We start from the raw sequence: 25,324 nt of genomic DNA, 5'->3' as shown, positions 1-25,324 counted from the left end.
TCACTCCTATTTATTCTTCTCTACTTCAATCCAAAAATACTCTAATCTTTGTCCTGAACCAAATCTAACTTTAAAATCTCCAATATTTTCAGTAGTTACATTTCCTCTAAATTCACGTTCACCTACAGGAACGTCCTTTTCTTTTGCATATGCTACACGTGCTTCTTTTGCTGAATCATTAATTTTACTTTCTATTGACGAAAGCTCTGGATACGCAAGATTGAATAGTTGAAGGGTTAAGTTAATTGTATTTTCGCTAGTGTAATCAAAGCTAAATTTCATATCTTTAGTTTTACTATTGATTTGGACACCAATTTGAGTTGACAAATATCCTGGTGGTAACGTATTTACCCAATTTGGTTCCTGCAGATGTATTAACGCTCCCGCTTCTTTATATTTAAAGTTTGTTTCTTTAACATATTGTTGTCCTTCGATTAATAGCTTTTTAAATCGAGGATCATTAAAGGCAAATTCAGTTACTTTGTAATTAGGAGCTACATCGTATAATGATTTATCGTTAGAAACTACCTTTTGAAAGTCCTCAAAACTCATACCTATACTCATTTTAGGAATATCTGTTTGAGTAGGCTTTTCTTCCACTGGCTTACTTGTTGTTTTCTCATAGTTTAATGCACGATATAAAAATACAGCATAGTGTGCTCTTGATAGAGATTCGTTTGGTTTGAAAGTAGTATCATCGTATCCAGTCGTAATCTCAGCCTCAAAAAGAGCTGCAATAGCTTTACCTTCATCGGATGTTTTTGATACATCTTTGAAAGGATGTTGCCCTTTTGCTGTTAAGTTGAAGGCGTTGGCAAGAATTAAAGCCATTTCTCCACGTGTTAATTCTTTATTTGGATTGAAGTTTCCGTTTGCATCGGCTTTAATCAATCCCGTTTGTTGTAACTGCATAATTGCGTCATAGTAAGGATGCGTTTTTGGTACATCTTTATATGCCTTTAACCCAACTTTAGGGGTAAGGGTTTTAACACGCTGGATTAATATAGCTGCATGTTGTCTGCTAATTTTCACATACGGCTTAAATGTCCCATCATCGTAACCAGTGATAATACCTTTGTCACGCATTTCATGTAGAATGTCATAGTACGGATGAGCACTAATAATATCCTTGAATGGGTTTTTGTAAGTAGCTGCCTCTGCTTTAGAATCATTTCCAGGTATTGCAATTACAGGTGTAGCAATACATAAGGCCATAGTAGCAAGTATTAATTTGTTTGATTTTTTTCTATAAGTACCACGTTTCATAATTTTCTCCTCCGAATGCATTAATTTATTTTATAATCTAATTTTACCATTTATAGAGGATGTATCAAATTTCCGAAGGTCTTTAGGGCTCAAGCTGTTTCTCCTGTTTGAGACGCACTGCCTGCTCTATTGATTCATTAATGGCGCATAGATCTTCACTAGACAGTTTTTCACCAAAGAAAGTGAGGTTATCAGAGTTTTTAAGTGTATTTTGAAAATCCTGTAGATTTTCAATCATATCACTAGTTTCTTCTGTTTCTTGTATTGGTTTTTTTTCATTAAGAGTTGTCTTATTTTGACTTTCTAAAATGGATAACATTTCGAGATTTATGGGTTCTTTAATCTCCCCAATCTCTAAATTTCCTTTGTCAGTAACTAAAATCTCAATTGAATACCCACATTTACATGCTCGTTGAAAACGATTTTCTAATGCTGACATCTTCCCATCTGCAATACGATTACTTTTACATTTTGGACATGTCGCATACTTTTCTTGCAATTCAATTAATTGATTAAACTCCATCTAATAAACACCCTCTTTCATCTATTATCCTTGCTAATTAATCATTTTTCTGCTGAATAATAATACAGTCCAATCGGTTTATCTGTTGTTTACGTTAAACACCACTCATTTCAAAAACAATTTTAATAAAAAGAAAAGAACCCGCTTCAAATGCCATTAAATAGCCATGACATATGTCATGACAAAATGGTCATTCTTGAAGCGGGTTCTTCCCGACTTATTAATTTATCTACGATTTATCTTAACAAAATTTTTTATACTATACAATAGACATTAGAAAAACACTATACCGTTTTACGTTTTTGGATACGTTCATAGGCGTCTCGATACACTTCGTCGTCGTCTCTATCACCAATAGCAATGATTTCTGTAGTTGAAATTACAGAAATCATTGCTCGGTGAAAACAAACATTGATATGAAGATAACACTAGATGATTAGGCTATGAGAAGAAACAACAAATTGAAGCGTATGTAAGATAAGATCTTATTCGTCTAGTTTCATTGTACGACCGAATAGATAAGATGAAATGAAAAAAATAGGGTAATATCCCTGTTCTTTCTAATGAATAAAATAACGAATACTATATTGTATGCCTCACATCATATGTATTCTATAATAAACAAAAGAACGACACATAGGAAAAGAAGGAGGAAAAGATTATGACAATGTTTTTATTAGAAGGAGATAACGATCCACATCTACCCAAACTATCTCAGCATGGAATAGCAAGCTTTATGCCAGCTTACCTTTCTACAGTTGAAGAGACTAGCAAGAAATACGTGAGGTTAAAAGGGAAGTCGAAGGATGGAAATTATAAGGATATTCTACAAAACCGATTAAACAGATACATTGGAAAACGTATGTGTCTATTTAGTGATTATGAGAAGTATTTTCTAAAAGAAGCTATTTTAACGAAGTTTTTAATAGAAAATAACGAGTATATTTTGCTGTTTGAAGTGGATGAATTGACATATAGAAATGATGATTACTTTAAGAGAGACCCTTATGATTCTGCAATAGAACGTTTTGAGGAAATAAACGAAGAACTTAAAACACGTTATGATGACCTTCAAGAAGTAGTTGAACACTTAGAAACCATACAAGAAAACATTTCAACGTTACATACACCCGAAATAGATTCAGAATTAGATTGGAATGAGATTCAGACTTTACGCGGGTTAATCTTTGCAAAATTAGACACTAATCTTGATGAACTTACCATAAAAACACTTAATTCAGCATTGGAAAAGTTATCGAAGTTAGGTTTTATTAAAAAAATGCAGATGGAAACTGAATAATAATGATTTAATTTAATGGATGGGAAGTATATAAGTGGTTGGACTTACTTTTAAAACAAACATGTTAGAGATATTGAGGTTGTTTTAAAAGTAAGTAGCATTAATTATTATGTTAAAGTTTCATAAATCGAAGTAATGTTCTTAAAAGCTTTTTTAGCCTCGTTTTCGTAATTTCCGTAACAGTTAAATAAAATCACGCCGTTTAATGCTGATAAATTTACTCGCTGTGTATCTTTCGGATCTAAGGATGCTACACACATGAATCCAGGTGATGAAAGATGTACAGGGTTCTTTTTGAAAATTTCCCACGATGGAACCCCATCGTTATATGTAACAGAATACGAATCTCTAGGCAATATATATTTGCTATCGAATTCTTGAGGGTTAGGATTCATAAAAGTACATTCTTTTATCTTTAGAGATTCAGTTTGCATAAAAGCAAATGCGTACTTTAAAGTATCTTCTTTATTAGTAGTTTTAATGGTTGCTAACGTTTTCACTTTAATTTTCCTCCTCCTTTATAAAAACAATGTTATACAAAATTTAAAAGACTATAGTTAATATAACATTTTATCTCTGCTTTTCCAAAAAAGGTATCAAAGAGTCAAAAAGTCTTGGACATATCATCTTCATGTTTTTGAATAACTTTGATCCCTATAAGAAATCTTTTTTCTCCATTATCTATATGTACCTCTATAATAACTTTTTTCACTTTACAATCTCTTCAATGCTTCTATATATATTTGTTACGGTACGATTGATATCCTCTATTGTTGAACTAAGCTTGGAAAGATATTCATTATTTGTTGCCTCCGTTTTCTATAACCAAGTTAAAAATAGTCTCATTCCAAGTGGCAAGGATCTTGTACAAGTTAATTATTTTGATTAGTTTCTTCTTCCACATCTGCTATTTCTATAACATCCCCTCTTTGTAAAAGGACTGCAGCAGTAGCAAGGCCAACTAAAGCAATACCTGTTCCAACTGCTCCTGCCATTTTAAGTAAGAAACCTTTATTTTCTTTATTAATTTCCCACATCATCTTCGCCAATTCCATTACCAAACTTAAGACATGTTCTCTTTCCTCTTTACTAAGATCTTTCACATTACTATTTAAATAATTTAGAAGCCCATCTCTTGTATCATGCAACATTTTCAACGTTTCGGTATTAACTAGTTGGTTCTGATCTAAAATCTTATTCCATCCTACCATCGCTTCTTTAATCACTTCATGGAAATGATTAGAATCTACAAACTCTTTTAGAAAATTTTCAGCTAGTTTCTCATCCTGCGAAATAATTTCAAAAATCTTTGATAAATTTCCTACCTCAGCAGCCTCTTTTAATTTTGTATTTAAATAGAATTGTTTAACACCCAATCAAATCCCCCCTGTGTATATTGATATGTTACATCTCTTAAGAAGATTTTTATACAGCGAAGTCGTGTTTTTTCTTATGAAAGAAATATTTAACAATAAAATTATTCCTTCTAAACGAAATATAGCACCTTAATATTACCATATTAAAGTATAAATATTTCCGCTTCAGGATGCCAATAAATATCAAAAAGGCATCTTGAAGCGGGTTCTTATTTCTTATCTAGATAAATTGAAAAAATTTAACGAAATTCCCGAAAGAATTCTCTTTCCTCATGCGTGTGTAGAGCGATAGCCCAACGGAAGGTGGGAGATGAATTTCGGTTTGGCGTAGCCAAAAAGCAGCTCGTTGAATGACCAGCGCTCGCACACCGCCACGCATACAATCAACCTAATAATATGTCACGTTTCGAACATTACTGGTGCATTTTCGTTACTTTAGAGAATATTAAGTGCTATACTTAGAATTAGGAGGTGTTAAATGTGAATAAGGTTTATGAATACATTATTAATGAATACGGCTATGACGAACCTGTGTTTTCAAATGATCTTAGAGAACAGTTAGATATGACGGATTCAGCAATACGACAAAGTTTGAGACGATTAACGGAAAAGGGAGAATTACTAAGGGTTGAAAATGGAATTTATTATGTACCAAAAAAGAATAGCATTTTAGGAACTCCATACGTAAATCTTGAAAAAGTTGTATTAAGAAAATATATCAAACCAATTGACTGTGATGTAATAGGTTTCACATCTGGAATTAACTTTGCAAATCAGCTTGGTTTAACGTCACAAACTGCAAGTATAAATACAATTGTTACCAACAGGGTTAAGAGGACACAACACCAAGAAATAGGAAAAAAACATGTTATATTAAAATGCTCAAAAGTACAGATAACAAAAAAGAACTATAAGATCCTTCAGGTATTAAATTTATTAGAAGATTATAATCGCATAAGTGAAACTTCCTTAGATGGTGCTAGTTATGCAATTAAAGAGTACTTAAGTGATGTCATGATACCTTCAAATGAGTTTAATGAATATATTAAAAAGTTTTCTAAAGAAACTGTGCTAAGAATAATGGAAACGGGGCTTTATAGTGAATTTACACAAAGATAAAATAGCATTCGAAGAATTTATACCACTCGCAGCTGATCATTTCGGATTTCAATCTTTTCAAATTGAGAAAGACTACTATGTTTCTTTATTTCTAAAGAATTTAATTGAGGTTGCACCTGAAATCATATTTAAGGGTGGAACCTCTCTTTCTAAATGCTATGACGTTATTAATCGATTCTCTGAAGATATTGACTTAACAATATACTTTGATCAAGAAAAACTAAGTAGAGGGGCTTTAAAAGCAAATCAAAGACCGCTAATAGATGCTATTATGAAAACAGTAGAAAGTTTAAAGTTTTCTTTTTTAAACAATGAAGATGAAAAAGTTGTTTCTGGACGCCACTTCAATAAATATAAGGTAGGTTATGAAAGAAGCTTTAGTAGTGATGGTATGCATATGCTTCAGCACATCTTAATCGAGACAATGTTAAGTTTTAGACCATATCCTTGCGAAGAAAAATTCGTTAGTAATTACATAACAAAATTCTTAGAGAAATTAGAACGCTACGATTTAATTGAAAAGTACGAATTGCAACCTTTTAACATAAGAATACAGTCAATTGACCGTACATTTTTGGACAAGCTTTTTGCTATTTGTGACTATCACGAAGCTGGAGATTATAAAGGAAAATCGCGACATTTATACGATATACATATGATTTATCAAAGCGATTTTTTAAAACTAGATATATTACCCACATTAGTAAATCAAGTTATAGAAACCAGAAGAGACGGTAAAAATACATATTCTTGTCAAACTGGTTATAAACCCGTAACTATACTTCAAGAAATAATAGATAAAGAAGTATATAAAGGAGATTATTACACCAATACAAAAGAGTTCTTATCAGAATTTGTTAATTATGAAGAAGCAATAAATTCATTAAAAGAGATTATTGCTAAAGGATGGATACCAAATGAAATACCTGAACAAACCGCGCTTGTCTCAGAATCTGTAAAGTGAACTACCCACCACTTAGTAGCTCTTAAGAGCTTACTTGAAGTGGGGGCTTCTCGGTTAGTCGTTACTTTTGATAGCTAACGAATTAGTCTGAAAACAGCCGAGCTAACTCCCTTGTTCCAAAGGTTCTTTTACTGTCATTTATGCTAACGCTAATAGACGTATTGCTTCATTTTTGATATTGATAGCTGAATTGTAATCTCTATCGAGATTTACACCGCATTTACAAGAATATACTCTTTCAGACAATGATATATCTTTCACACTACCACAACTGCTGCATGCCTTTGTAGAAGGAAACCATTTATCTATTTTAACAAGTTGTTTTCCTTGCTCTCGTAATTTATAAGCTAAATAAGAAGTGAACATACCCCAACTATTGTCAGCGACACTTTTTCCAAAGTTTAGTGCTTGTGACATCCCTTTCATGTTTAGGTCTTCAATAGCTACCACATCGAAATTGGTAACTAACTCTTTAGACTTATGATGAAGGAAGTTCTTACGTTGATTCGCTACTTTTTCATGCAATTTAGCTACACGAATACGTTGTTTGTTCCAACGTTCTGAGCCCTTAGTACGTCTTGACAATATTCGTTGCTCCTTCGCTAATCGGTCTAACATTTTACGATAGAACCTAGGATAATTGGCTTTCTCATCCTCAGAACTAACGTATAATCCATCCATTGCAAAGTCTAATCCAACAACTGTTTCTACTTCTTTTTGTACAATTTCTTTTTCGTATTCAGTTAAGATGGACACATAGTATTTACCGGAAGCCGTCATGGAGATCGTACATGACTTGATCCTATGGTCTTGTGGTATTTTTCTATGTTGTTTGATACGTACCATTTTCAGTTTTGGTAATTTGATATGACCATTAAGCAATATAATATTTCTGTTTACTACATTCGTTGTATAAGACTTTCTGTCTTTTTTACTTTTGAATGTTGGGAAATCATTGTGACCACTAAAGAAATTCTTATAGGCAGTTTGCAAGTTTAATTGAGCATTTGCCAAAGCTAATGAATCAACTTCTTTTAGCCATTCAAACTCTGCTTTGTACTTTGCTGGAGTTGGAAGCTTTTGTATCTTTAGTTGTTCCTTATCACCTTTATATTTCTCATACACTTCTTTACGTTCAGCCAACATTTTGTTATACACAAAGCGTACACAACCAAAGGTTTTATGCATCAGATATGCTTGTTCTTCTGTTGGATACAAACGAAATTTATATGCTTTATTGAGCTTTGTCATATCATTTCACCTCACTTTTCACCTTGATTTTCAATATATTTCTTTACTACGTCTATTGGAGAGCCACCAGTAGTTAATAAGCAAAAACTTCTTGACCAAAACATCTCTTTCCAAAGTTTATTTTTTACTTGTGGGAAGTCTTTCTTTATCAGTCGAGAACTTGCACTCTTGAAGGCATTAATGAATTTTGTCATTTCTGTATTAGGATGTGCCTTGAACAAGATATGTACATGGTCAACATCATGATTCCACTCTACCAATGTTATATTGTAATTCTCTGATAATCGCACAAACATGTCTTTTGCATAGTCTGACATATCATCATCAAATGCATTTCTTCTATACTTTACAACCAATACAAGATGATAATACAGCAAGAACACTGAATGATTGTTACTATCTAATTTCACTGATATACCAACCTTTATACATTATAAGACTGTTATATCATAGGCGAAATAAAAAGCACAATTAAGTGCTTTTTGGCTACGCCAAACCGAAATTCATCTCCCACCTACCGTTGGGCTATCGCTCTGCATACGCTTGAGGAAGGAGAATTCTTTCGGGAAATTCGTTAAAAATAAGCCCGCTTCAGGATGCCAATAAATATCAAGAAGCTATCTTGAAGCAGGTTCTTATCTAAATGAAATGAAAAAAATTAGTGCTAGAAAAGGGAAGTTTGGATTTCATCTTGTTTATCGCAGCATTGATTATCCTGATAATCCATATAGTAAATGCAATCATGTATACCTGAAGATTCTTCATCAAAAATGATTAATCCTTTTTTAGCATATTCCTTACATGCTAGAACAATATCCATATATATATAAGGTCTGTGCATTATCCCACTAGATATACGTTTATCGACATCGTAATTATTTCTTATTAAACAACTAATTTCAGTCGAACTATTAACCCCATTCTGTATAAGACAATATGCTAACTCCCCTAATGATGCATTTATTGGCAGTCGTTCCTTAAGAATTTCTAACAACTTTTGTTCTCTAACATGTTGAACATTTTTTTCTTGTTTAAAACGCTCATCAATTAGTAAGCTTACCTTATGATAAGATTTCGGACGTTCTTCATTTAACAGTTCCTTTCGTCTGTTGAATACCTCTTCTCTTTCAAGTTCATCAATTATTTTTAACAGACGATTAAACTGACGATTTAATAATGGAACATTAAATTCTACATGCTCCTGTATGTCCAATGGTATATGGATCGTATCAGATAGTTCATCTAGAATTTCATATCCATAGTCTTTATTATTAATTTTTCTTAACATTTCATCTAGTTCATTATCAATTACCCTTAATCCATTCACAACTTCATTTATATCTTTTACCTCTAGGCTTAAAAAATCAGCAAGATGATCCTTACCATATGTAATGGTTTTTAAAGTCTTTGAATGTTGTACAGTGAATTCATACCTCAAAGTTCGACCACATGCGCACTTACCTTCTCGATTTCTGAAACCATAATCATGATATTTGATAATTTTCCAATCCACTACATCTTGCTCTTCCTCTAATAAGTCAATTTCATCAGTAGATTTGATAGCACTAACCTTTTCAGATAACATGAAGTTTCCGAAGATTGTTTCCCTACCTCGCTTTAATTTATTTTGTAAAAAATCACGCTGTTCTTCTGTAACTAGTGATAACAAATAAATTCTTTCTTCTTGTGAAAGAGATTCTAACAACAAAACCACGCCCCTAATCCGTAATTATAGCTCCCTTAATTTTACCATATATAATAGTTTGTTACTTCTCATAGATATATAGGAATCATATCCTGAAGCAGTTGTCAGAACAAAACATTTAGTCAACCTGGATAACTCAATCTATCATATTAAGATGCTTTCAAAAATAAAAAAGGATACGTTAATTCACGCATCCATATTCTTTATGTAGTTATATTACTTCATTTTAAATATCCACTTAATCCCATGCACAAATAACTTTTAGACTCATCAAAAATTCCACAGCCAGGTTCTATTCTAGAAGTGGTGAACCTCATTCATTGTAGAACAAAAACTAAAAATTAAACGTCCATATTGAAGCAAAATCAGCTATAAAATAGTAAAATTAGCATACAGGCTCTTGTTAGCTATAGCATAAGATGGATGGGTGGAAATTATATATGGCCAGTTTCTCGAATAGTCAACTTGAAAAAATTGCGGTAAATGCGGTTACAACAGCAGCATTACTCTACCCTCTTAATTCAAATATACCAGTTGGTGATAAAGGTATATCATTTGACGGTGATATAGAGGTAATGAAAGATACATCGGAAACTAAGGATGCATTCTTAGGAAAAGTTCCAGTACAAGTAAAAGGCACTGAAGTAAAAAAATTCTCTGGTAGGACAAGAAAATTCTCCTTAGAAATAGCTCATTTAAGTAATTACTATAAAACTAACGGTGCTGTTTTATTCGTTGTAGAAATAGATAGATCCGGTAACCCTAAAGTATTTTATAAACATTTGCTACCCTATGAAATAAAGATGATTTTAAAAGCTTATGGACAACAAAAAAAGCGGGTAATCATTTTACGAGAATTGAATGAAACAACAATTTATAAAGTATGTACACGATTCTTAACCGAAGCAAATAGACAATCCAAAAACTTAATAGATAACAACCCTTTCACCAAAGAAAGCTTTACATCATTTAAAATGACGAGCGTTACTTTTAATCCTGAAACAGATAATATTACGGAGCATGATTTCACTTTTTACGGTGTTGTAGGTGATTTATATGTACCAATTGGGATCGGAAGGTTAGAAGAAGAAATTATAGAAGGTATGGATACTCTAATTATTGATGGTTTTGAAACTATAGAAGCTGCTGTTGAGTTCAAAATTAATAAGGACAAGGAGACAGTCACGGTTACTATCGAAAAATCTTTGGAAATAAAAATAGAGAGTTTGAAATATTTTAAATTCAATATAAAAAAATTTATATCTATAGAAAAACAACTTAGGGTTTTACCTATCCTTATAGCTTTTTTATCCGGTAAGGAAATTAAATTTAAGGATACGGGAACTACTTTTGTTGGTGGAAATGTTTATGATGAAACTATACTGCCTAAAATAAAAGAACTACACCAAGACTTTTTAAACTTGAAGGAAGCTTTTACAATTATGAAGATGGATTTGAAAACTGAATTCATTAATGAAACAGGCAACTTACACAATAATATTAAAATTTTAGTAGATTTAATTGTTAATAAGGATTTATCAAAAATTAATAGAGATTCTTTAGGAAATGAATTATTTAGTGGTTACGATTTAGGTGGGTTAAAGTTATTACTGTTTTTGCAATTAAGACCATCTCCTCAATATATGAATGCTTTTTCAGAGGAGATTCTTTCAAAAAATCCTCTTCTAGAGGTGAGGGATAAGAATAATAAATTGATCAAAAAATGCCCAACCTCTCCTTATGTTAGTATGAAAACAGAGGATTTAGTGCAAATAGCAAATATTGATTTCCCTACAATAAAAAGAAGCTTTGACAGAATAAAACCTATCATGGAAAAAGAAACTTTCAATTATATAAATTCATTTTGTTTAAATTGTATCGGTGCCTTTGATGAAACAAATCGTAATGATTTTTTAGACCTCGCTGAATATATTTATTCTCTTCATAAGAGCGGATTATCTGAATTTGAGGAAGAAATTATTCGAATAAATCAATTACAGATTAATTTTAGAAAAAATGGCGGACTATCAGGAAGTGAATCTCGCGAATTGATTACCATGAAACAAAAAACACAAAATGAGGAAGTACTGTTTTGCACTAGTGTTTTGCTCAGTAGTACTATAGAGGCAACAACATTTTTCGAGGGTTTCCCTCATGAATCTAAAGAAAAATACAAGATATACCCTATTTATAATTTATATAAAAAGCAAAAAAGTTAAAATTGTATACCTATGAAATATGCCCGTAGATGCTATTAATGCATTTACGGGCATACTATACTATCTATTTACTTAACACCCAAATAACGTCCCCTTAATTGAAGATACATCTAACCATTCACCATCTAATAGTAAAATGCTGGTCCCCTCAACTTTTTGGTACTGTAGACTATCTCCCTTCCTATATTTAATCGTTTGTCCATTAATCGTCATATTGGCATCTGAATTAAATTCAAATGTTCCCAGCACATACTGAACGTTCTCGTCACTACTAATGAACTCTTTATTGTTGATACCATAAACAGTTACGTCATTAGAAATAAATATCAGGGTATCTATTTTGAGTTTTAGACCAAGCTTTAATTTTCTAATAAAAATCCCATTTTTTGAACATGTCTTTACATTTTCACCGGTAACTATAATTTCACCAAATGTCATTGTATATTGAGGCTCTTTGATATTTTTAATGAAGTAGCCATCTTGAATCTCAATATAGTCATCTGCTACATCAATAATGTTTCTTGTTTCCCCAATTTTTAGGTAGTCACGAACTTTTTCATAACCCCCTTCTTTTTTCCGATACAACGATGTTTGTAAGTGGAATACTATTCTTCCAATTGGAGCTCTTAGTTGTTCTTTCGAATGTTGTAAAATTCCCATCTAAAATACCTCCTCTAATTGTTGAGACAAGATAATTCGCTATAACCTTTAGCAGCTGCATCCTTTTTAGAAGAATATATTTCTTGTGCTTTATAAGGGAAACCACATGATTCATACCAAAACTTTTTATAACCATTAACTATCCCTGCAAGGATACGGTCATTATACTGAAGTCTTGTTCCTACAAAAGCATATTGTTGATAAAATACATTTCCCAAAATTGAAGGGTACCCCTGGAAAAATGCTAAGATTGAAATATCATCTACTGTGTTATACCAATCTTCTTTTGGGATATAAGGCAGCATAAATTTATAAGTAACATCTAAGTGTTTTGTATATACGTTATGTTCGTTAATATAGTAGGCTAGATGTTCCTGTAGTGTATTTACAATTGTGGATCTTCTAACATTATGAAAGGTATCTTTATCTTCTAGAAATGAAATTGTTACATCTGGATCATCAACTAGTTCTTGTCGTTTTCCTTCAAACCATTCACCTAATTCTACATCGTACACTTCCACTTCTTCATCGATAGTGAAGTTAATAATGTTTCCTTCCTTATCTAAATAAGAGAATGGAATTTTTGGTAGCCATACACGATCCAATACTTTGTCACCGCGCTCATCCTTGTATTCTCGATATACATTGAGTAACAGACCATCATAATCAACAATTGCAAAGACTGGTACATAGCGCGCTAAACGATTCATCGAATAATCCAATTCAACTCCATACTGCAATGATAAAGATTTCATAAAAGTCTCAAAGGCTGGTTGAGGATTAACAGGATTGATTTTATAAGAGTCATATCCATTCTCTAATTCGGTTTTAACATTTGTTCTCAAAATATTGACAGCATCATGAGTTGCTGTTGTCATGCCAACTTCATGTTTATGATTTAAGTGCATGGTTTCTTTTGCGTATTGATACTTGTATTCCGTAAATAACAGTGGGACAGAGAAGATGATAATAAATAAAATTATGTAATGTGGTAATTTCAATTAATATCATTCCAATCTTGGTTTTGTACCATGCCCCCATAAGGGAAAGCAATTTCAGGACCATCGCTACCCGGGCCACCGGTTAAGAAATCAAAAAGCATAGTTGATTTAAACTTGGTTTTGTTTTCAACATAAACATTGAAAAAATCTCCGTTTTCTAATTTATAAATTCGTTTATCATAAGGGACATTTGATTCAAATAAGGTCTTTTTGATTTGCTCCCAGTAAACACCGGTATATTGAACCTCATACTCACCTGTAAAGCTATTAGGATTAGAAGGGTCCTTATAAACAGGCGTATATTGCTTCTTCTGGTGTTCAATATCAATAGTAAATAGAACCTCATTCCCTGTATGCAACGAAGTAGCAAAATCCTCATACATTGAAGGCGTAATAAATCCTTTCAAGCGTACGTTATCAACAAATTCCGTTACCGTGTTATATGTGTTTATGTACGCCAGATCTTCTTGTTTCTTATAGTTCTGATACGTTACAAAGTAGAACATAACAAGGGCAGAAAGTATAACGGCGAAGAGCTTTGAGACTGCATTTGGCATTTATATCAACCTTTCCGCATTATTTTGAATCATAAGATATATAAGCAACTATTCCACTTGTATCGTATTTAATGGATTGAGAGTAGTTAGCATAGATTGAAATATAAAAGAGCTTGTCTTTTACATCTTTAGGAGTACTAAATGTAATCCCATCCACTTTCACAGTAACCCCATCAAGATTTAGCTTATATATTGAACTTATAACTTCTGTACCACCAAATAACACTTCTTCAGGTATTTTTGTTTGCACAGAATATACGGTATCTACTGTTCCAGGAGAGATTTCAAACTCTTTTTGGATGTCAGTTATAGGACTCAATGCATAAGCCAAAGCCATTGCAAATATTAACGCTGAAAATCCAATATTTAACGCTGAAAATACAGAACTATTCATAAACAAGGCGGGGACCATCCGACGAAGCGGATAAGCCCCCTTCCTCCTTTCCATCTAAAATGGATTATTGTTTTTCTTGTAAAAATTTAATTGCACGGATAACACCATTTGAATCGCGTTGAACCGAAGCTGCAAACATACCTGATGGGTTAATATATTCAGCATTAGTGACATTAGTTGTTGTAGAAATGTCTGCTGCTGCACCACCCTTATTTACTTTGTCTGCCTCGAATTTAGAATAATACCATTGACCAGTTGAGTTTTTACCAGTTTGTACAAAAAGAGCAATAGTTTCGTCTTTAGCTGTAGATTCGAAGCGGCGTAATGCTGTTAGCACTTGAGAACCACTTACGACTGTATTGTCATAAACTAAGTATTTTTGGTCCTGTAGTTCTGTTGTATTGGCCGTGAAATCTGTTGTTACTGATTTTGCTGAGTCGGCTGCAGGTGTAAATACCATAATGGCGATACTAACTAAAACGATTGCTAGTATAATACCTGCTGCGAATTTGAGTGCGGTTGCTGTTGTTTCTGACATGCATTAATACCTCTTTTCATTGTTTTTATATATATGCTAGTGGCAGAATGCCACGGTTAGCTAATTTAACATATTTATCATATTTTTGGATTCTTTAACCCCGATGTAAATAATTGGGAATATTAAGTAAATGAAGGTTAAACATACTAATGGCCCCATCCCTAAGAAATCCCCTATTTGACCTTTCTTTTCAAGTGATCGTTTTTGATCTTCTCGACGTTGTTCTAAGTAAAATTCGCGTTCCATGTCAATATCATTGAATGCTTCCTTGATAGATAACCGAACAATCGTTAGCTTTAAACGTTCAACTATCTGTTGGAATGGTTCAAATGAGTTATTCTCTGAAAGTTTTACTAAGGCCATCTCTTGTCCACTATCAAATTCTTCTATCGCAACAGTAATAGGCTTTTTGAATGCGATTGAGAATCGTTGTAACCAATTTAGAATGATTGATACACTCATTCCTTCGAAATCTCTAAGAATGGAAATTAAAACAAGAAGTTGATATACTTCCCTCTCCATTAATTTCAAACGCGCTTTGCGTTTTGAAATTAGAATTAGGACCGGGATGAAGTAACTAACAAATGCTATTACTATAGAAATTAAAACTTCCCACCATTGAAGGAATGAATTTGAAACAGTTACCCATTTGCCAGCAATACGCTTGTAAGCATTAGTCACCTCTAAATCATTTGGATCTAGATTTAGTTGATCCGAGATCATGTCTCTAAGCTCTTCTTCTGTAGGTAATTTCTTCATTTCCTTTAAATCTCCAATAACGCTCTTATCAAATTCATTTTTTTGAATCTCAGTTTGCAATTCTTTTTCAGACAACTGCGAAGTAAATATTGATTGTGATACCACTTGATTTAACACACTATTTGATTCACGAATATGAGCAAAAGTGAAAGATGTAACTAAAATAATGAATACTGCTAGGCACGACAGAATTTGTTGTAGTGTTAATTCTCTGATTTCTAGATTTTCATTGGCATCTTTAATCAATTGTTGACGTTCGTGATACTTCTTCGTAAACCTCTGTGGGGACAAGGCTTCGCAAAATTTTTCTAATAAAGGAATTTTCTTAAATAGCCATTCTTCCCACTTGATCCTTGTTGGTTTAAATTCAGATGTATTGTCATTAATTTCTCTCATTTTTCTAACAATTAAGTAACAAGCAACACTAATTGCATATACAGCAATTTCAGAAAGGAATCCAATACGTGAATCATAAAATGATTCAGTAGTTGGGAATTTTGAAATTGACCAGTACTTTGTAGGGAGCGCTAAGAAAATTGGAATCAACGCTAAAGTACTTAAACTACGTAGCGCATAAGACAATTTGGAACGATATAATACTTCATCGTTTAACTCTTTATTAATCGAGGTCAAACCACGAACAAATGAGCTTCCTTCTTTCTCATCAACATTGTCCCCTCGATCTTTCACTAAAACTGCAAGGCCAGCAAATACGCGTAAATAACGAGATGGTGCAACCTCTTCATATGCTGCCAATTCTTTTTCTGAATCTAATGCAGTTAGAATTTTATTAATTCGTTCCGCATGAACTTTCATTTCAGGGCCAGCATATTGTATTGAATCGAAAACAGCATCATCAACCATTTTTGTTTGTTGAAAATTAAATGTAACTCGAACAATATAGTTTTTTAGTTGAATAAGTAATCGATTCTCAACTCGATATACGAAAAAGTCTATTAATACACCAGATAACATTAAGATTCCTAGTAAAATCCAAAACACTATTAACCAAGATGGTCGGACAATCAGTAATACAAGACATCCGACACTAAATAAAGCAATAATGGAGAATATGATTTTCATTACTTCTCGACGAAGAGTATATTCATCATAAACAGATAGTGTTTCTAGTTTTTTACGTATTTTTATAAGAACTGTCCGTAAAATCGGAATTCTCAATATAACGTTGTAACCTTTTTGAGTATATTTATTTAGTATTGTAGGGAACGGTATCCCTTTCCCTGCACCAATCGTTTCTTGTCTTTTACGCTTTGCTCGTAAATACTTATAGTATTGATTGACTACATACAGAATAGTGATGATTAGAGCTACCACTACGATATATTGAGCAAGCATATTCATCTTTTATGCCGCCCCCCAATATTGATTAATAAATGCATCGAATTGTTCTCGATCTTCCTTTGATAATTCAAGCTTTATGTCTTCAATTTTCTTGTCAGAAATTCGATTTACTGCTACATACTTACCATCTCTGTATTCTAAGATTGTATTTTCGACAAACTGTTTTGTCTGTGTTCGCTGATGGAAGAAAGTAGATGCTAAATTAATTAGTAAATCCATTTTCGATTCGCGATCTGCTACATTTTTTAATGCTTCAAAAGAAGATTTCTCGTCTTGATAAGTGATTGGTACACACTCTGTAATTCTTTCAGCGTAACGTTCGCCAGTCGCTTTATCTTGCCTCATGTGAATATTAAATTCCAAAACACTTACTACTTGTTGCTCCGCGATTTTTTCGTCATTGAACATGTTTGTTTTTAATAATGAATTTCGAAGTGAAAATACCAAATCCGGAAATGTTTTGGCATGGTGCGTAAACCAAGTAAATAATGAAGCTACCTGTGCAGATTGAATCATCCATGCTGCAACAGGGTCAGTGGCAACCTCTCCTAAGATAGTTACATCACCGTCAGTCTTTTTCCCTAAATCCAAGCCATCTTGTCCACTGTATGTTTCAGTTTCTTGTAAAGATAGGATATTGCGACCCGAATATTGATTTCTTAAATTTAGCTCAAACTTAGTCTCATGAACACGTAAATTAAGTGCTGGATTTATAAATTCCACCAAAGCCATTAAAAGCGTTGTTTTACCACTACCTTGAGAACCAGTTACAGCAAGAGTTCGATTACCTTTAACTAAAAACAAAAGCATTGTTATTAGTAGACTACTGTTTTCTTGTTGAAATAGTTCTTTCACAGACACCTTACGAGAGTTGAATTTTTTCCTGATAAAGAAAGCCCATGATTCCGTTAGTTTTGGTCGCATTACTGTTACACGAGATCCGTCTGCCATCTCATTGATAATTGCTGGCTTTGTTTCAGAAAGTTGTCCAGGGTACCCATACTTATAAACATTATTAGTTACACGTATAAGCTCAGCTTCATGTTCAAAAGATAGGAACGAAAGATGAATTGTCTTCCCTCTGTACATAATCCAAGAACTATTTAAAACTGTAAATTCACCTTGATTTGAAACGTGGTCAACAAACACATTATCTATTTCAGAACCATCTGTGTTATCTGGATAAAAAGGATCATCAATATTCATAAGATTTGTTAATCTCTCAGGTAAACCAGATACACCACCTGATGTCCCATCAATATTCATGTCTCGTATTTCATCAATAATTCCAAAGCCTTTATAATGACTATAAATTCTTTGCGATAAGACTCGCATCTTATCCTCGAATTTCAATGGGTAGTTAAGGACAATTTGTTCATAAATGGTGTTCACCTCTTCGGCTAAGACACGATATTCTCCATCCTTTTTAGGCACATCCAATTTAAACGTTTCAATTATCCACCCTAAAGCGTTGTAGCCCTCAGTTTTAGAAACTACGTATAGTGCAGTTTCGAATTTTTCACGAGGTGTCATTTTCGATGGAATATTAAATGGAATTGCAAAGTTAATAGTCGTTTCATCTATTTTCTTACCTTTCTTTAAGAAATCATAAATGTGTTCACGAACTAATATTTTGGCTGAAAGATTACCAGTATTACAGTTTTTAAGAGCCTCCTTTAATTCATTTCTTCGTCTTTTTTTACGATTAAATGCTTCTTCAGTTAACCCATCTTCGTATAAATTGCTGGTAGTGTCGGCGACCATTTTGTCACTTATATATTCTTGTAATGCTGAAACAGAATACTCTTCTTTGTTTACTACTTTTTTTACATCCAAAATCTTACTATCTTTTTTGGCTTGCACTAATTTCATTAATATTAGAAAGAGTATTAATGATAAAATGCCGATGATAATAAGGAGATTTAGCGAATAGTTCATTCATCATCCTCCTCTGTATCTTCCAACTCCAGTTTTTTCGCGATATACTTATTCACTTTTGCAAGTGAATCAATAAAATCTTGCATATCCAAACCTTTATTAGAGTTTGTAACACGGTAAAACAGTTCCGTAATACCAAAACTATTTGAAGCGTCTTTAAATTTACTTGAATAATTTACAGGGAATACTGGATATTTCTTGCTGTATTTGCTTTTTATCTTTTGAATCCCCGGTTTGACATGTTTATCATATTGGCTTATTAAAATAATGATTTCCTTTTCCTTTAACTCATTGGGAAAACCCTCGCCAGAAAAAAATTGCTCCAATACATAACGATTTTGGGGTAAATTTACTATTACAATATCTGCTTTATTAAGTAATCTCCTCGAAGTATTACTTCTTGTTCCAGAATGGGCGTCAATCCAAACGAGATCATAAGCATCTTCAGTTACACTAAGTAAAACTTCTAATAATTGGGGTGTTTCCAAGGATTGGTTTTGAGTCCCACCAAGTAAATCTAAGCGACCTTTGTATACAGTTTCTGTATAATCCCTTACCGCATCAGCCTTTAATAGATTGCTTTTAGTTAATCTTTCTAAAGCTTCTATTCCACTATCAAACCCTCTAGAAGTCGTCATTTCTTTTCCGAATAGTGTCTCTAGGGTTGAATGTGTTAATTGAGTATGTGTAATTAACGATTGATGTGTGTACTTCAACCCAAAGTGAGCTGCTAATGCTGCTACATTTGAAGTTGTCGCGGCTTGTCCATGAACTGGTGACCAACTAACTATTGTCTTTCCCATTTGATCACCCTCCTACTACTTCCTTTGATTTTTTGCTGTTAGTTGTTTTGTCGCTTGATTTATCAAATTCTGATGATTCCGATTTGTGATTGTGAGAGACATTGTTTAGAACTAATCTTGGTTGATTCTGCACTTCCAGAACTTCTTGCTCTATGTCTAATTTAGAATTCTGTTTCTGTTCACTTTGAGCTTTGGTTTTGAAGCGGCCAAAGAGCATACCTAATGGTCCACGTTTTGTTGATGCTTCAAAATCCTTATTTCCAATGTCGTACATTTCTATTACAACTGACTTTAATAATTTCTTATAATCTTTTGGTAATTTGTTATAAGGAATAACGGCTTCATGCTGCATATAATTACGCAATTTATGCTCTTGATCATCATATTCCAGAGGTTCACATACTGATTTAAATTCAATACGATTATTAATTAATAAATCTAAATAGTCGTTTGGGATTTTGTACGCAGATTCAAAATGAATTCTTTGAAGTATTGTGTTCCCAGTTGTATCAGCATAGTCATTAAGTATTTCAACATCCTGAGTTATAGTAAAACGAGTATTATCGCTTATATATAGAACATGGTGGAATTTTGGCCAATCGTTAAAGATAGTCTTACTGTCATTTGAATCAACAATCACGCAATCAAAGTTCTCCAATTCTTCATTAGAATTGGCGAGTTTTTCAACTAGTTCTTTCATTGATTTTGTATTGATAAGTATTTCAACATCTTGAAATTCGTATAGACTTTCTTTTTCTTCTAATTGAATATAAGAGTGTAAATACTCGTTATTATTTGTCGAATCGATAATTAGTACTCTTTTCTCCATAGCTGCAATTGTATGTCCCAGATAAATTGCAAAATCCGACTTACTTCTTGAACCTAGTAATTGTATTAGTTTCATTATTCACTGTCGCCTCCAATCAAAGCCTGCTGATGTTGAGCTTGATTGTTTATTGCATTTAACCGTTCTTCTTCAGTAGATTTAGCATTTTCTTCTGATACCTTAGATTGCACTTGTTGATCACCATCTTGGATTTTTGCTTTTTGTTCTTCACTCAAATCACGCAAGTTATTCTCCAGACGACCGCGATTAAGCTTTTCTAATTCCATTTCATACAGATTTACAACGTTCGGTGATTCTCTAATTAACTCTTGTACATTTGGTTTAATTGGATAAGTCATTGTTGACTTCTCTTGCATGTGTTCATCAACATATGGAATAGCATAAATCTTTGCTCCGTTAAGATAAGCATCTACAATAGCAGAGCTAATTGTAAGTAATTCAGATTCGCCAATATTAAACCAAGTTGTTACACCTGATAGCTTTTTTAAATGTTTCTTTGTAAGCACTACGTAATCATCACCAGTAGGGAATTTAATACGAATGTCTACGTAACTATCAGTAGAAATATTTGATGGTAATTCAATAAAACTGTACTCAGCTTCACGAGTATCATTAGTTATGTTTTCCGTGTCGTATACCATCGATTGCACCAAAACAGTTGCCTTTTTCATGTTAGTTTTTGCTTGATAAACAAACTTTTCATCTCTTTTTAAGTCTGAAATTCTAATAGTATCTGCTGCTGCCGCGGCCTTTGAAACTGAAGCGGGTGTTAACATTTCAGGCGTAATCGTAGTTCCTTTGTCAATATCTGCTTTTAAAGCATAAGCAGTAAAATTTTGTGCAGCTGTATTTTCCAAAACTTCTAGCTGTTTTTCATATTTGTTGATTAATTCAAGCTCTCGTTCTTGTTCTTTGTTGTGCCAGTAATAAAATCCGCCACTACCAATTGTCGTAGCTAACATAAATCCTGCAGTACCAGCATAAATTAGTTTCTTCGTCTTTAGTCGGATACCCAAATTTTCTCCCTATTCGTTATCGAACAGGATTCACCACCTTTTTCTTATTAGTTAAATGAAGAATATAAAACCTATTGCCGAAATTAGCGCTCCTAATAGGGCCGTTAAAAGTAAATGTTTCTTCTTGATTCGGAATCCATGATTATCTAGATATATTCTTAATAACTGTTCATACACTTCCCCCGATTCTTCTGGCACTTCATACGGATTCGAATGCTTTTCAAGAGGATACACTACATGTTTTTTCCACCTTGATTCGAGGTCATTTGCAGCCTTATAATCACTACTTGGTATTAAAAGAACAAGATCATCTGTTGCATCAATGTTTAACATAAATTCTTCTATCCAATGAAATTTCCATTCATCGGCTGAAGCAATAACACATTTAATATGTGAACGATTGAACTCATTTCTAAATGGAGAATTACGTATATCACCTAGATCAAGTACTACAAATTGATAGCCAGTGTAGATTTTCCCTAAATCCATATCATCTCGATACTTGATATGCGTAAAACCTTTGTAGTTAAATTCACTTTCACTTAACGTTATTTTTTCTCCTTCAATGAGCGAATGCATACGATCAAAATCCATATTCTTATTTCCCTCAACTAATGCAACATTATTTCCAGCTTTACTTATGAATTTCGCTATACTTATTGCTGTATTAGTAGCTCCTAGATGCTTTTCTACAGAGGCAACACCTATTATCACAGTTCCTACTACAGGGATTTTTGAAATGTTCGATGACTCACTTTTTTCAAAAATCCAATCATCATTTATTTGATCTTTTGATGGAATTTTTTCACCAACCGAAAATTTAGGAAAAGCTATACTAGACTTTGAAGTTTTAGCTTTAGATAGTAAATCGATTGGTTTCTTTGGCTCTACATTTTCTTCATTTTTATTTCTTACGTTTCTTTCCTCACCATTGACTTTTGCATCTTTGTCCGACCCATTTTCTGAGCTGATAAATTTAACTTCAAGAGATTGAGGTTTAGTAAGATCTCTACGCCATGGAATCTCCTTGTTCGCAGCTCTATACTTCAATGCCATCGAGAATGACATTGGAGTATTGAAAGAATCGACTAAATGATTAATTGTGAATTCAATTCCATTTCTCGTAAAGAAGTTGTAAATACCCATCTCAAAAAATTCAGCTAGTAGTGGATGACCCTCTGCGTAATCAGACAATACAGTGAAGATAACTTTTTCGAATTGGGGCGTTTTTCGAATACTTAGAACAACGTCACTTAATACTTCAAGACGATAATCATCGTTTTTTTTGGCTAGGTCCGTTTTAAGCAGAATTCCATCAACTTTTTCCGAATGTTCGCTCATACTAGTGATTAAGTCTTCTACACAAGACACTATATCGAGAACGTTACAGTTATCGTTTTTTAAATTATCTCTTAGTGACTTCGCAAACTCAGTATTTGAAGTGGCGATAATAAGATTCATTAAATCCCTCCTTAAAAAAACAAAAAAGCACGCATTACCCCCTTTAAAGGATAATGCGTGCTTCGCATTGTAAATTTTTAGATATTTAATTTGGTTGCTTTATGTGAATTATATTAGCATATACCTTTTTAGGTTTCAATAGCCAAAAATACTTTTCTTACAAATTCTTTCCCATCATTTGTCACGACCTTGCTTCTATATACAGCCTCGTTAGGAATTAAAGGTTTTAGATCCGGTATCATCGAACGTAAATTGAAGTCCGGCGAATAATCAATACCGTAGAACATATGACTTACTTGCGGATAGTTATTAGGGAACAATTGAGGCGACTGAATAAACAAAGCGTGTCTCTGTTGTATAAGAACTTCATCAAGCGTTATCATTGTTAAGTCAGCAAGTAATTGTACTATTTCCTCAATAATTGACCTTGCCGTTTGATCTAACGAAGGGTATACAAAATTCTTACTAAGCTGAATAAGTGTTAATAAATTTTCCATTTTTTCATCGTTAAAATCTCTTGCATGATGGACATTCATAATTGTCCAAGCACCTAAAAAGAAGGATTCTAGTTTTTCATTAAATGTCGAACCCTTAATGTGATACAAAAAGTCCGTTATGCCATTTTTCTCATTATACCTAATTCCCCATTTGACCTCTTCGAGTTTCTCTAAGTGCTTTAATATAATTGATTTATCTGGAGATGTCGGCATTTCATCAATTGATCTCAAATATCCAGCTAATGGCCCTTCTTGAGTTCTAAAATACTTTAGTTGCGGTATAAACTGAGCGCGATCTTTTCCGTTTATATAGCACAACATTTTAAGATACAGTTGAACCCATTTCATTCTTGTATCCTCTAATTCATTGAGACCTTCTTCAGTTGGTAATAATTCAAAATCATATAGGTTAATTATGTCTTTATCTTGATAATCATCCTGAATCATTTCCGCACTCAAATGTAGAATACGCATCTCCTGTTTCCTTGCTGTTGTTTTAATGTGTCTTATAAACGGATGATAAACATCGTCATGCAGAAACCCTACCCTCGCAAATAGAGAATGTTTCCAGTCCCAAGTTATTGAGAAATCATAGGGTTTATAAGCTAAATAAAAATGACCATTTGGTTCTCCCTGTTGCTTATCACTTAAAATTTCTTCTGTTTCTACTTCTTCATTAGAATTTCCCATCTATTATCCCCTTCCACACAAAAAAGCACGCAGCAATCCCCTACTGAGATTTACTGCGTGCTTCGCTAGTAATATTATTAGTTTATTGGAATTGATTACCGAATTCAACCTTTGGTTTGTTCTAAAATCCACTCCATGAACTTTTTATCTACATAATCATCTATATACTGTTCACGCTCTTTTATTTTTTCCCTTTTAAAAATAAATCCCTCATACTTTTCTGAAGATGATTTTTTATCCCATTCAACTCGTGCAAGTGCTTTAAATTCATTCTGTTTTTGCATTACTTCAAGCATTGTTCGATTTACTTGTTTGGCATTATCCTGTTTCATTTCAAGAAGCTGTTGCTGAATATCAAACTTCTTATTGACCTCGCCCATTATAGCATCTTTAAATTCTTCTAATTGTTTAGTAATGTCAAGAGCATTATCCTTAGAACTTGTCTCTGCATCTGGCTTCGGACGGCAAGGCAAATCCCTACTTATCGCCTCGAAAATTTGGGGTAATTGCCAAGTAATTCCCTTTTGCTGCTTCTTAGAGCGCTTACAAGCAATAAATTCTGCAATATTCAAATCCATTGGATCATAAATTTTTATACCATTTATCCTGTTTAAGTAATGTATTTCAGCAGATTCTAATTCTCTAAAATAATTATTAATTGTATTAACAGTAATATTTAATTCTTCATCATATTTTTGTTTAAAAGTTTCATTCATAACTTCTGTAAACTCGGTTATTTTCCAAGTTTGTAGATAATCAACTTCTGGTTGATCTGTTTTATTATCTTCTTCAATTATTGTTATTTCATTAGTCACTTGTACCCCTCCTCTCTATAACTCTTATATAGAATAAGATATCATATTTAGCTATCGATAATCAACAAACGCTTGATATTAAAGGACTTTCAGTCATAAATAATGATAATCCTGAACAACCAATATCGTTAACATTAACCAAGTTATTTCTACCACCAGATAATTAACTCACCTTTATCTAATAAACCAAATATCATTAACTGAATAAACTAACGTTAAAGCAAGATACGACATTAATATATCTCCCCGTTATCTCATTCACC

Annotated in this window: 24 protein-coding genes; 4 read left to right on the top strand and 20 right to left on the bottom strand. The window is 33.0% G+C overall.

All coding sequences use genetic code 11. The annotated features are described in order from the left end of the window. Positions 1-6: 6 nt before the first annotated feature. Together ACOMCU_RS16135 and ACOMCU_RS16130 are read right to left on the bottom strand one after the other, a co-directional pair. On the bottom strand, positions 7-1,266 hold the full coding sequence (locus ACOMCU_RS16135) for an S-layer homology domain-containing protein (protein ID WP_421050703.1): 1,260 nt from the start codon (positions 1,264-1,266) through the stop codon (positions 7-9). A gap of 82 nt (positions 1,267-1,348) precedes the next feature. Then, positions 1,349-1,789 (bottom strand): DUF3797 domain-containing protein, encoded by a 441-nt coding sequence (locus ACOMCU_RS16130; RefSeq protein ID WP_421050702.1) that lies wholly within the window; start codon positions 1,787-1,789, stop codon positions 1,349-1,351. Positions 1,790-2,450: 661 nt separating this feature from the next. Here ACOMCU_RS16130 and ACOMCU_RS16125 point away from each other — a divergent pair. Further along, a complete protein-coding gene (locus ACOMCU_RS16125) occupies positions 2,451-3,089 on the top strand; it encodes a hypothetical protein (protein ID WP_421050701.1) in 639 nt (212 codons plus the stop codon). A 107-nt stretch (positions 3,090-3,196) separates the two neighbouring features. Here the strand turns inward: ACOMCU_RS16125 and ACOMCU_RS16120 are convergent, their stop codons facing one another. Together ACOMCU_RS16120 and ACOMCU_RS16115 are read right to left on the bottom strand one after the other, a co-directional pair. After that, the gene (locus ACOMCU_RS16120; RefSeq protein ID WP_421050700.1) at positions 3,197-3,589 is read right to left on the bottom strand and encodes a hypothetical protein; all 393 of its coding nucleotides are present in this window, start codon (positions 3,587-3,589) and stop codon (positions 3,197-3,199) included. 372 nt (positions 3,590-3,961) lie between these two features. After that, positions 3,962-4,465, bottom strand: a complete 504-nt coding sequence (locus tag ACOMCU_RS16115; protein WP_421050698.1) for a hypothetical protein — start codon at positions 4,463-4,465, stop codon at positions 3,962-3,964. 480 nt (positions 4,466-4,945) lie between these two features. Here ACOMCU_RS16115 and ACOMCU_RS16110 point away from each other — a divergent pair, with 480 nt between their 5' ends. Together ACOMCU_RS16110 and ACOMCU_RS16105 are read left to right on the top strand one after the other, a co-directional pair. Further along, positions 4,946-5,584, top strand: a complete 639-nt coding sequence (locus ACOMCU_RS16110) for a DUF6088 family protein (RefSeq protein ID WP_421050696.1) — start codon at positions 4,946-4,948, stop codon at positions 5,582-5,584. Continuing rightward, entirely contained in the window at positions 5,565-6,548 is a 984-nt protein-coding gene (locus tag ACOMCU_RS16105) for a nucleotidyl transferase AbiEii/AbiGii toxin family protein (protein ID WP_421050695.1), read from the top strand. The genes ACOMCU_RS16110 and ACOMCU_RS16105 overlap by 20 nt, the downstream gene beginning before the upstream one ends. Positions 6,549-6,686: 138 nt before the next feature. Here ACOMCU_RS16105 and ACOMCU_RS16100 read toward each other — a convergent pair whose 3' ends face one another. The 3 genes from ACOMCU_RS16100 to ACOMCU_RS16090 form a co-directional block, all read right to left on the bottom strand. Then, positions 6,687-7,799 (bottom strand): RNA-guided endonuclease TnpB family protein, encoded by a 1,113-nt coding sequence (locus tag ACOMCU_RS16100; RefSeq protein ID WP_421050694.1) that lies wholly within the window; start codon positions 7,797-7,799, stop codon positions 6,687-6,689. 11 nt (positions 7,800-7,810) lie between these two features. After that, the gene (gene tnpA / locus ACOMCU_RS16095; protein WP_421050693.1) at positions 7,811-8,209 is read right to left on the bottom strand and encodes an IS200/IS605 family transposase; all 399 of its coding nucleotides are present in this window, start codon (positions 8,207-8,209) and stop codon (positions 7,811-7,813) included. 254 nt (positions 8,210-8,463) lie between these two features. Continuing rightward, a complete protein-coding gene (locus ACOMCU_RS16090; RefSeq protein ID WP_421050692.1) occupies positions 8,464-9,504 on the bottom strand; it encodes a hypothetical protein in 1,041 nt (346 codons plus the stop codon). A gap of 440 nt (positions 9,505-9,944) precedes the next feature. Between ACOMCU_RS16090 and ACOMCU_RS16085 the strand changes: the two genes are divergently transcribed. Next, positions 9,945-11,723: a DUF4365 domain-containing protein gene (locus ACOMCU_RS16085; protein ID WP_421050691.1), complete on the top strand. Its 1,779-nt coding sequence runs from the start codon at positions 9,945-9,947 to the stop codon at positions 11,721-11,723. 72 nt (positions 11,724-11,795) lie between these two features. On the opposite strand, the gene ACOMCU_RS16080 is transcribed toward ACOMCU_RS16085, so the two are convergent. The 13 genes from ACOMCU_RS16080 to ACOMCU_RS16020 all read right to left on the bottom strand — a co-directional run bounded on the left by ACOMCU_RS16080 (position 11,796) and on the right by ACOMCU_RS16020 (position 25,061). Next, complete coding sequence (locus ACOMCU_RS16080; RefSeq protein WP_421050690.1) at positions 11,796-12,383, bottom strand: hypothetical protein; 588 nt, start codon at positions 12,381-12,383, stop codon at positions 11,796-11,798. 14 nt (positions 12,384-12,397) lie between these two features. After that, complete coding sequence (locus tag ACOMCU_RS16075) at positions 12,398-13,384, bottom strand: hypothetical protein (RefSeq protein ID WP_421050689.1); 987 nt, start codon at positions 13,382-13,384, stop codon at positions 12,398-12,400. After that, on the bottom strand, positions 13,381-13,941 hold the full coding sequence (locus ACOMCU_RS16070; protein WP_421050688.1) for a hypothetical protein: 561 nt from the start codon (positions 13,939-13,941) through the stop codon (positions 13,381-13,383). The genes ACOMCU_RS16075 and ACOMCU_RS16070 overlap by 4 nt, the downstream gene beginning before the upstream one ends. A gap of 19 nt (positions 13,942-13,960) precedes the next feature. Continuing rightward, positions 13,961-14,341 (bottom strand): hypothetical protein, encoded by a 381-nt coding sequence (locus ACOMCU_RS16065; RefSeq protein ID WP_421050687.1) that lies wholly within the window; start codon positions 14,339-14,341, stop codon positions 13,961-13,963. 58 nt (positions 14,342-14,399) lie between these two features. Next, positions 14,400-14,873 carry an ABC transporter permease gene (locus tag ACOMCU_RS16060; RefSeq protein WP_421050686.1) on the bottom strand — a complete coding sequence of 158 codons (474 nt, stop codon included), beginning with the start codon at positions 14,871-14,873 and terminating at the stop codon, positions 14,400-14,402. Positions 14,874-14,933: 60 nt separating this feature from the next. Beyond that, positions 14,934-16,994: a hypothetical protein gene (locus ACOMCU_RS16055; protein ID WP_421050685.1), complete on the bottom strand. Its 2,061-nt coding sequence runs from the start codon at positions 16,992-16,994 to the stop codon at positions 14,934-14,936. A gap of 3 nt (positions 16,995-16,997) precedes the next feature. Continuing rightward, positions 16,998-18,932, bottom strand: coding sequence for an ATPase, T2SS/T4P/T4SS family (locus tag ACOMCU_RS16050; RefSeq protein ID WP_421050684.1), 1,935 nt, complete (start codon positions 18,930-18,932; stop codon positions 16,998-17,000). Beyond that, positions 18,929-19,735, bottom strand: coding sequence for a hypothetical protein (locus ACOMCU_RS16045; RefSeq protein ID WP_421050683.1), 807 nt, complete (start codon positions 19,733-19,735; stop codon positions 18,929-18,931). The genes ACOMCU_RS16050 and ACOMCU_RS16045 overlap by 4 nt, the downstream gene beginning before the upstream one ends. 4 nt (positions 19,736-19,739) lie before the next feature. Further along, complete coding sequence (locus ACOMCU_RS16040) at positions 19,740-20,639, bottom strand: hypothetical protein (RefSeq protein WP_421050682.1); 900 nt, start codon at positions 20,637-20,639, stop codon at positions 19,740-19,742. Then, positions 20,639-21,598 (bottom strand): hypothetical protein, encoded by a 960-nt coding sequence (locus ACOMCU_RS16035; protein WP_421050681.1) that lies wholly within the window; start codon positions 21,596-21,598, stop codon positions 20,639-20,641. The genes ACOMCU_RS16040 and ACOMCU_RS16035 overlap by 1 nt, the downstream gene beginning before the upstream one ends. A gap of 51 nt (positions 21,599-21,649) precedes the next feature. After that, positions 21,650-23,059, bottom strand: coding sequence for a hypothetical protein (locus tag ACOMCU_RS16030; protein ID WP_421050680.1), 1,410 nt, complete (start codon positions 23,057-23,059; stop codon positions 21,650-21,652). Positions 23,060-23,187: 128 nt separating this feature from the next. Next, positions 23,188-24,246 carry a hypothetical protein gene (locus ACOMCU_RS16025; RefSeq protein ID WP_421050679.1) on the bottom strand — a complete coding sequence of 353 codons (1,059 nt, stop codon included), beginning with the start codon at positions 24,244-24,246 and terminating at the stop codon, positions 23,188-23,190. 104 nt (positions 24,247-24,350) lie between these two features. Further along, positions 24,351-25,061, bottom strand: a complete 711-nt coding sequence (locus ACOMCU_RS16020) for a hypothetical protein (protein ID WP_421050678.1) — start codon at positions 25,059-25,061, stop codon at positions 24,351-24,353. Positions 25,062-25,324: the final 263 nt, after the last annotated feature.

It is taken from the genome of Lysinibacillus sp. UGB7 (assembly GCF_049058285.1).
GTDB classification, from domain to species: Bacteria; Bacillota; Bacilli; order Bacillales_A; family Planococcaceae; genus Lysinibacillus; species Lysinibacillus sphaericus_B.
This window is presented reverse-complemented; position numbering and strand designations above follow the sequence as displayed.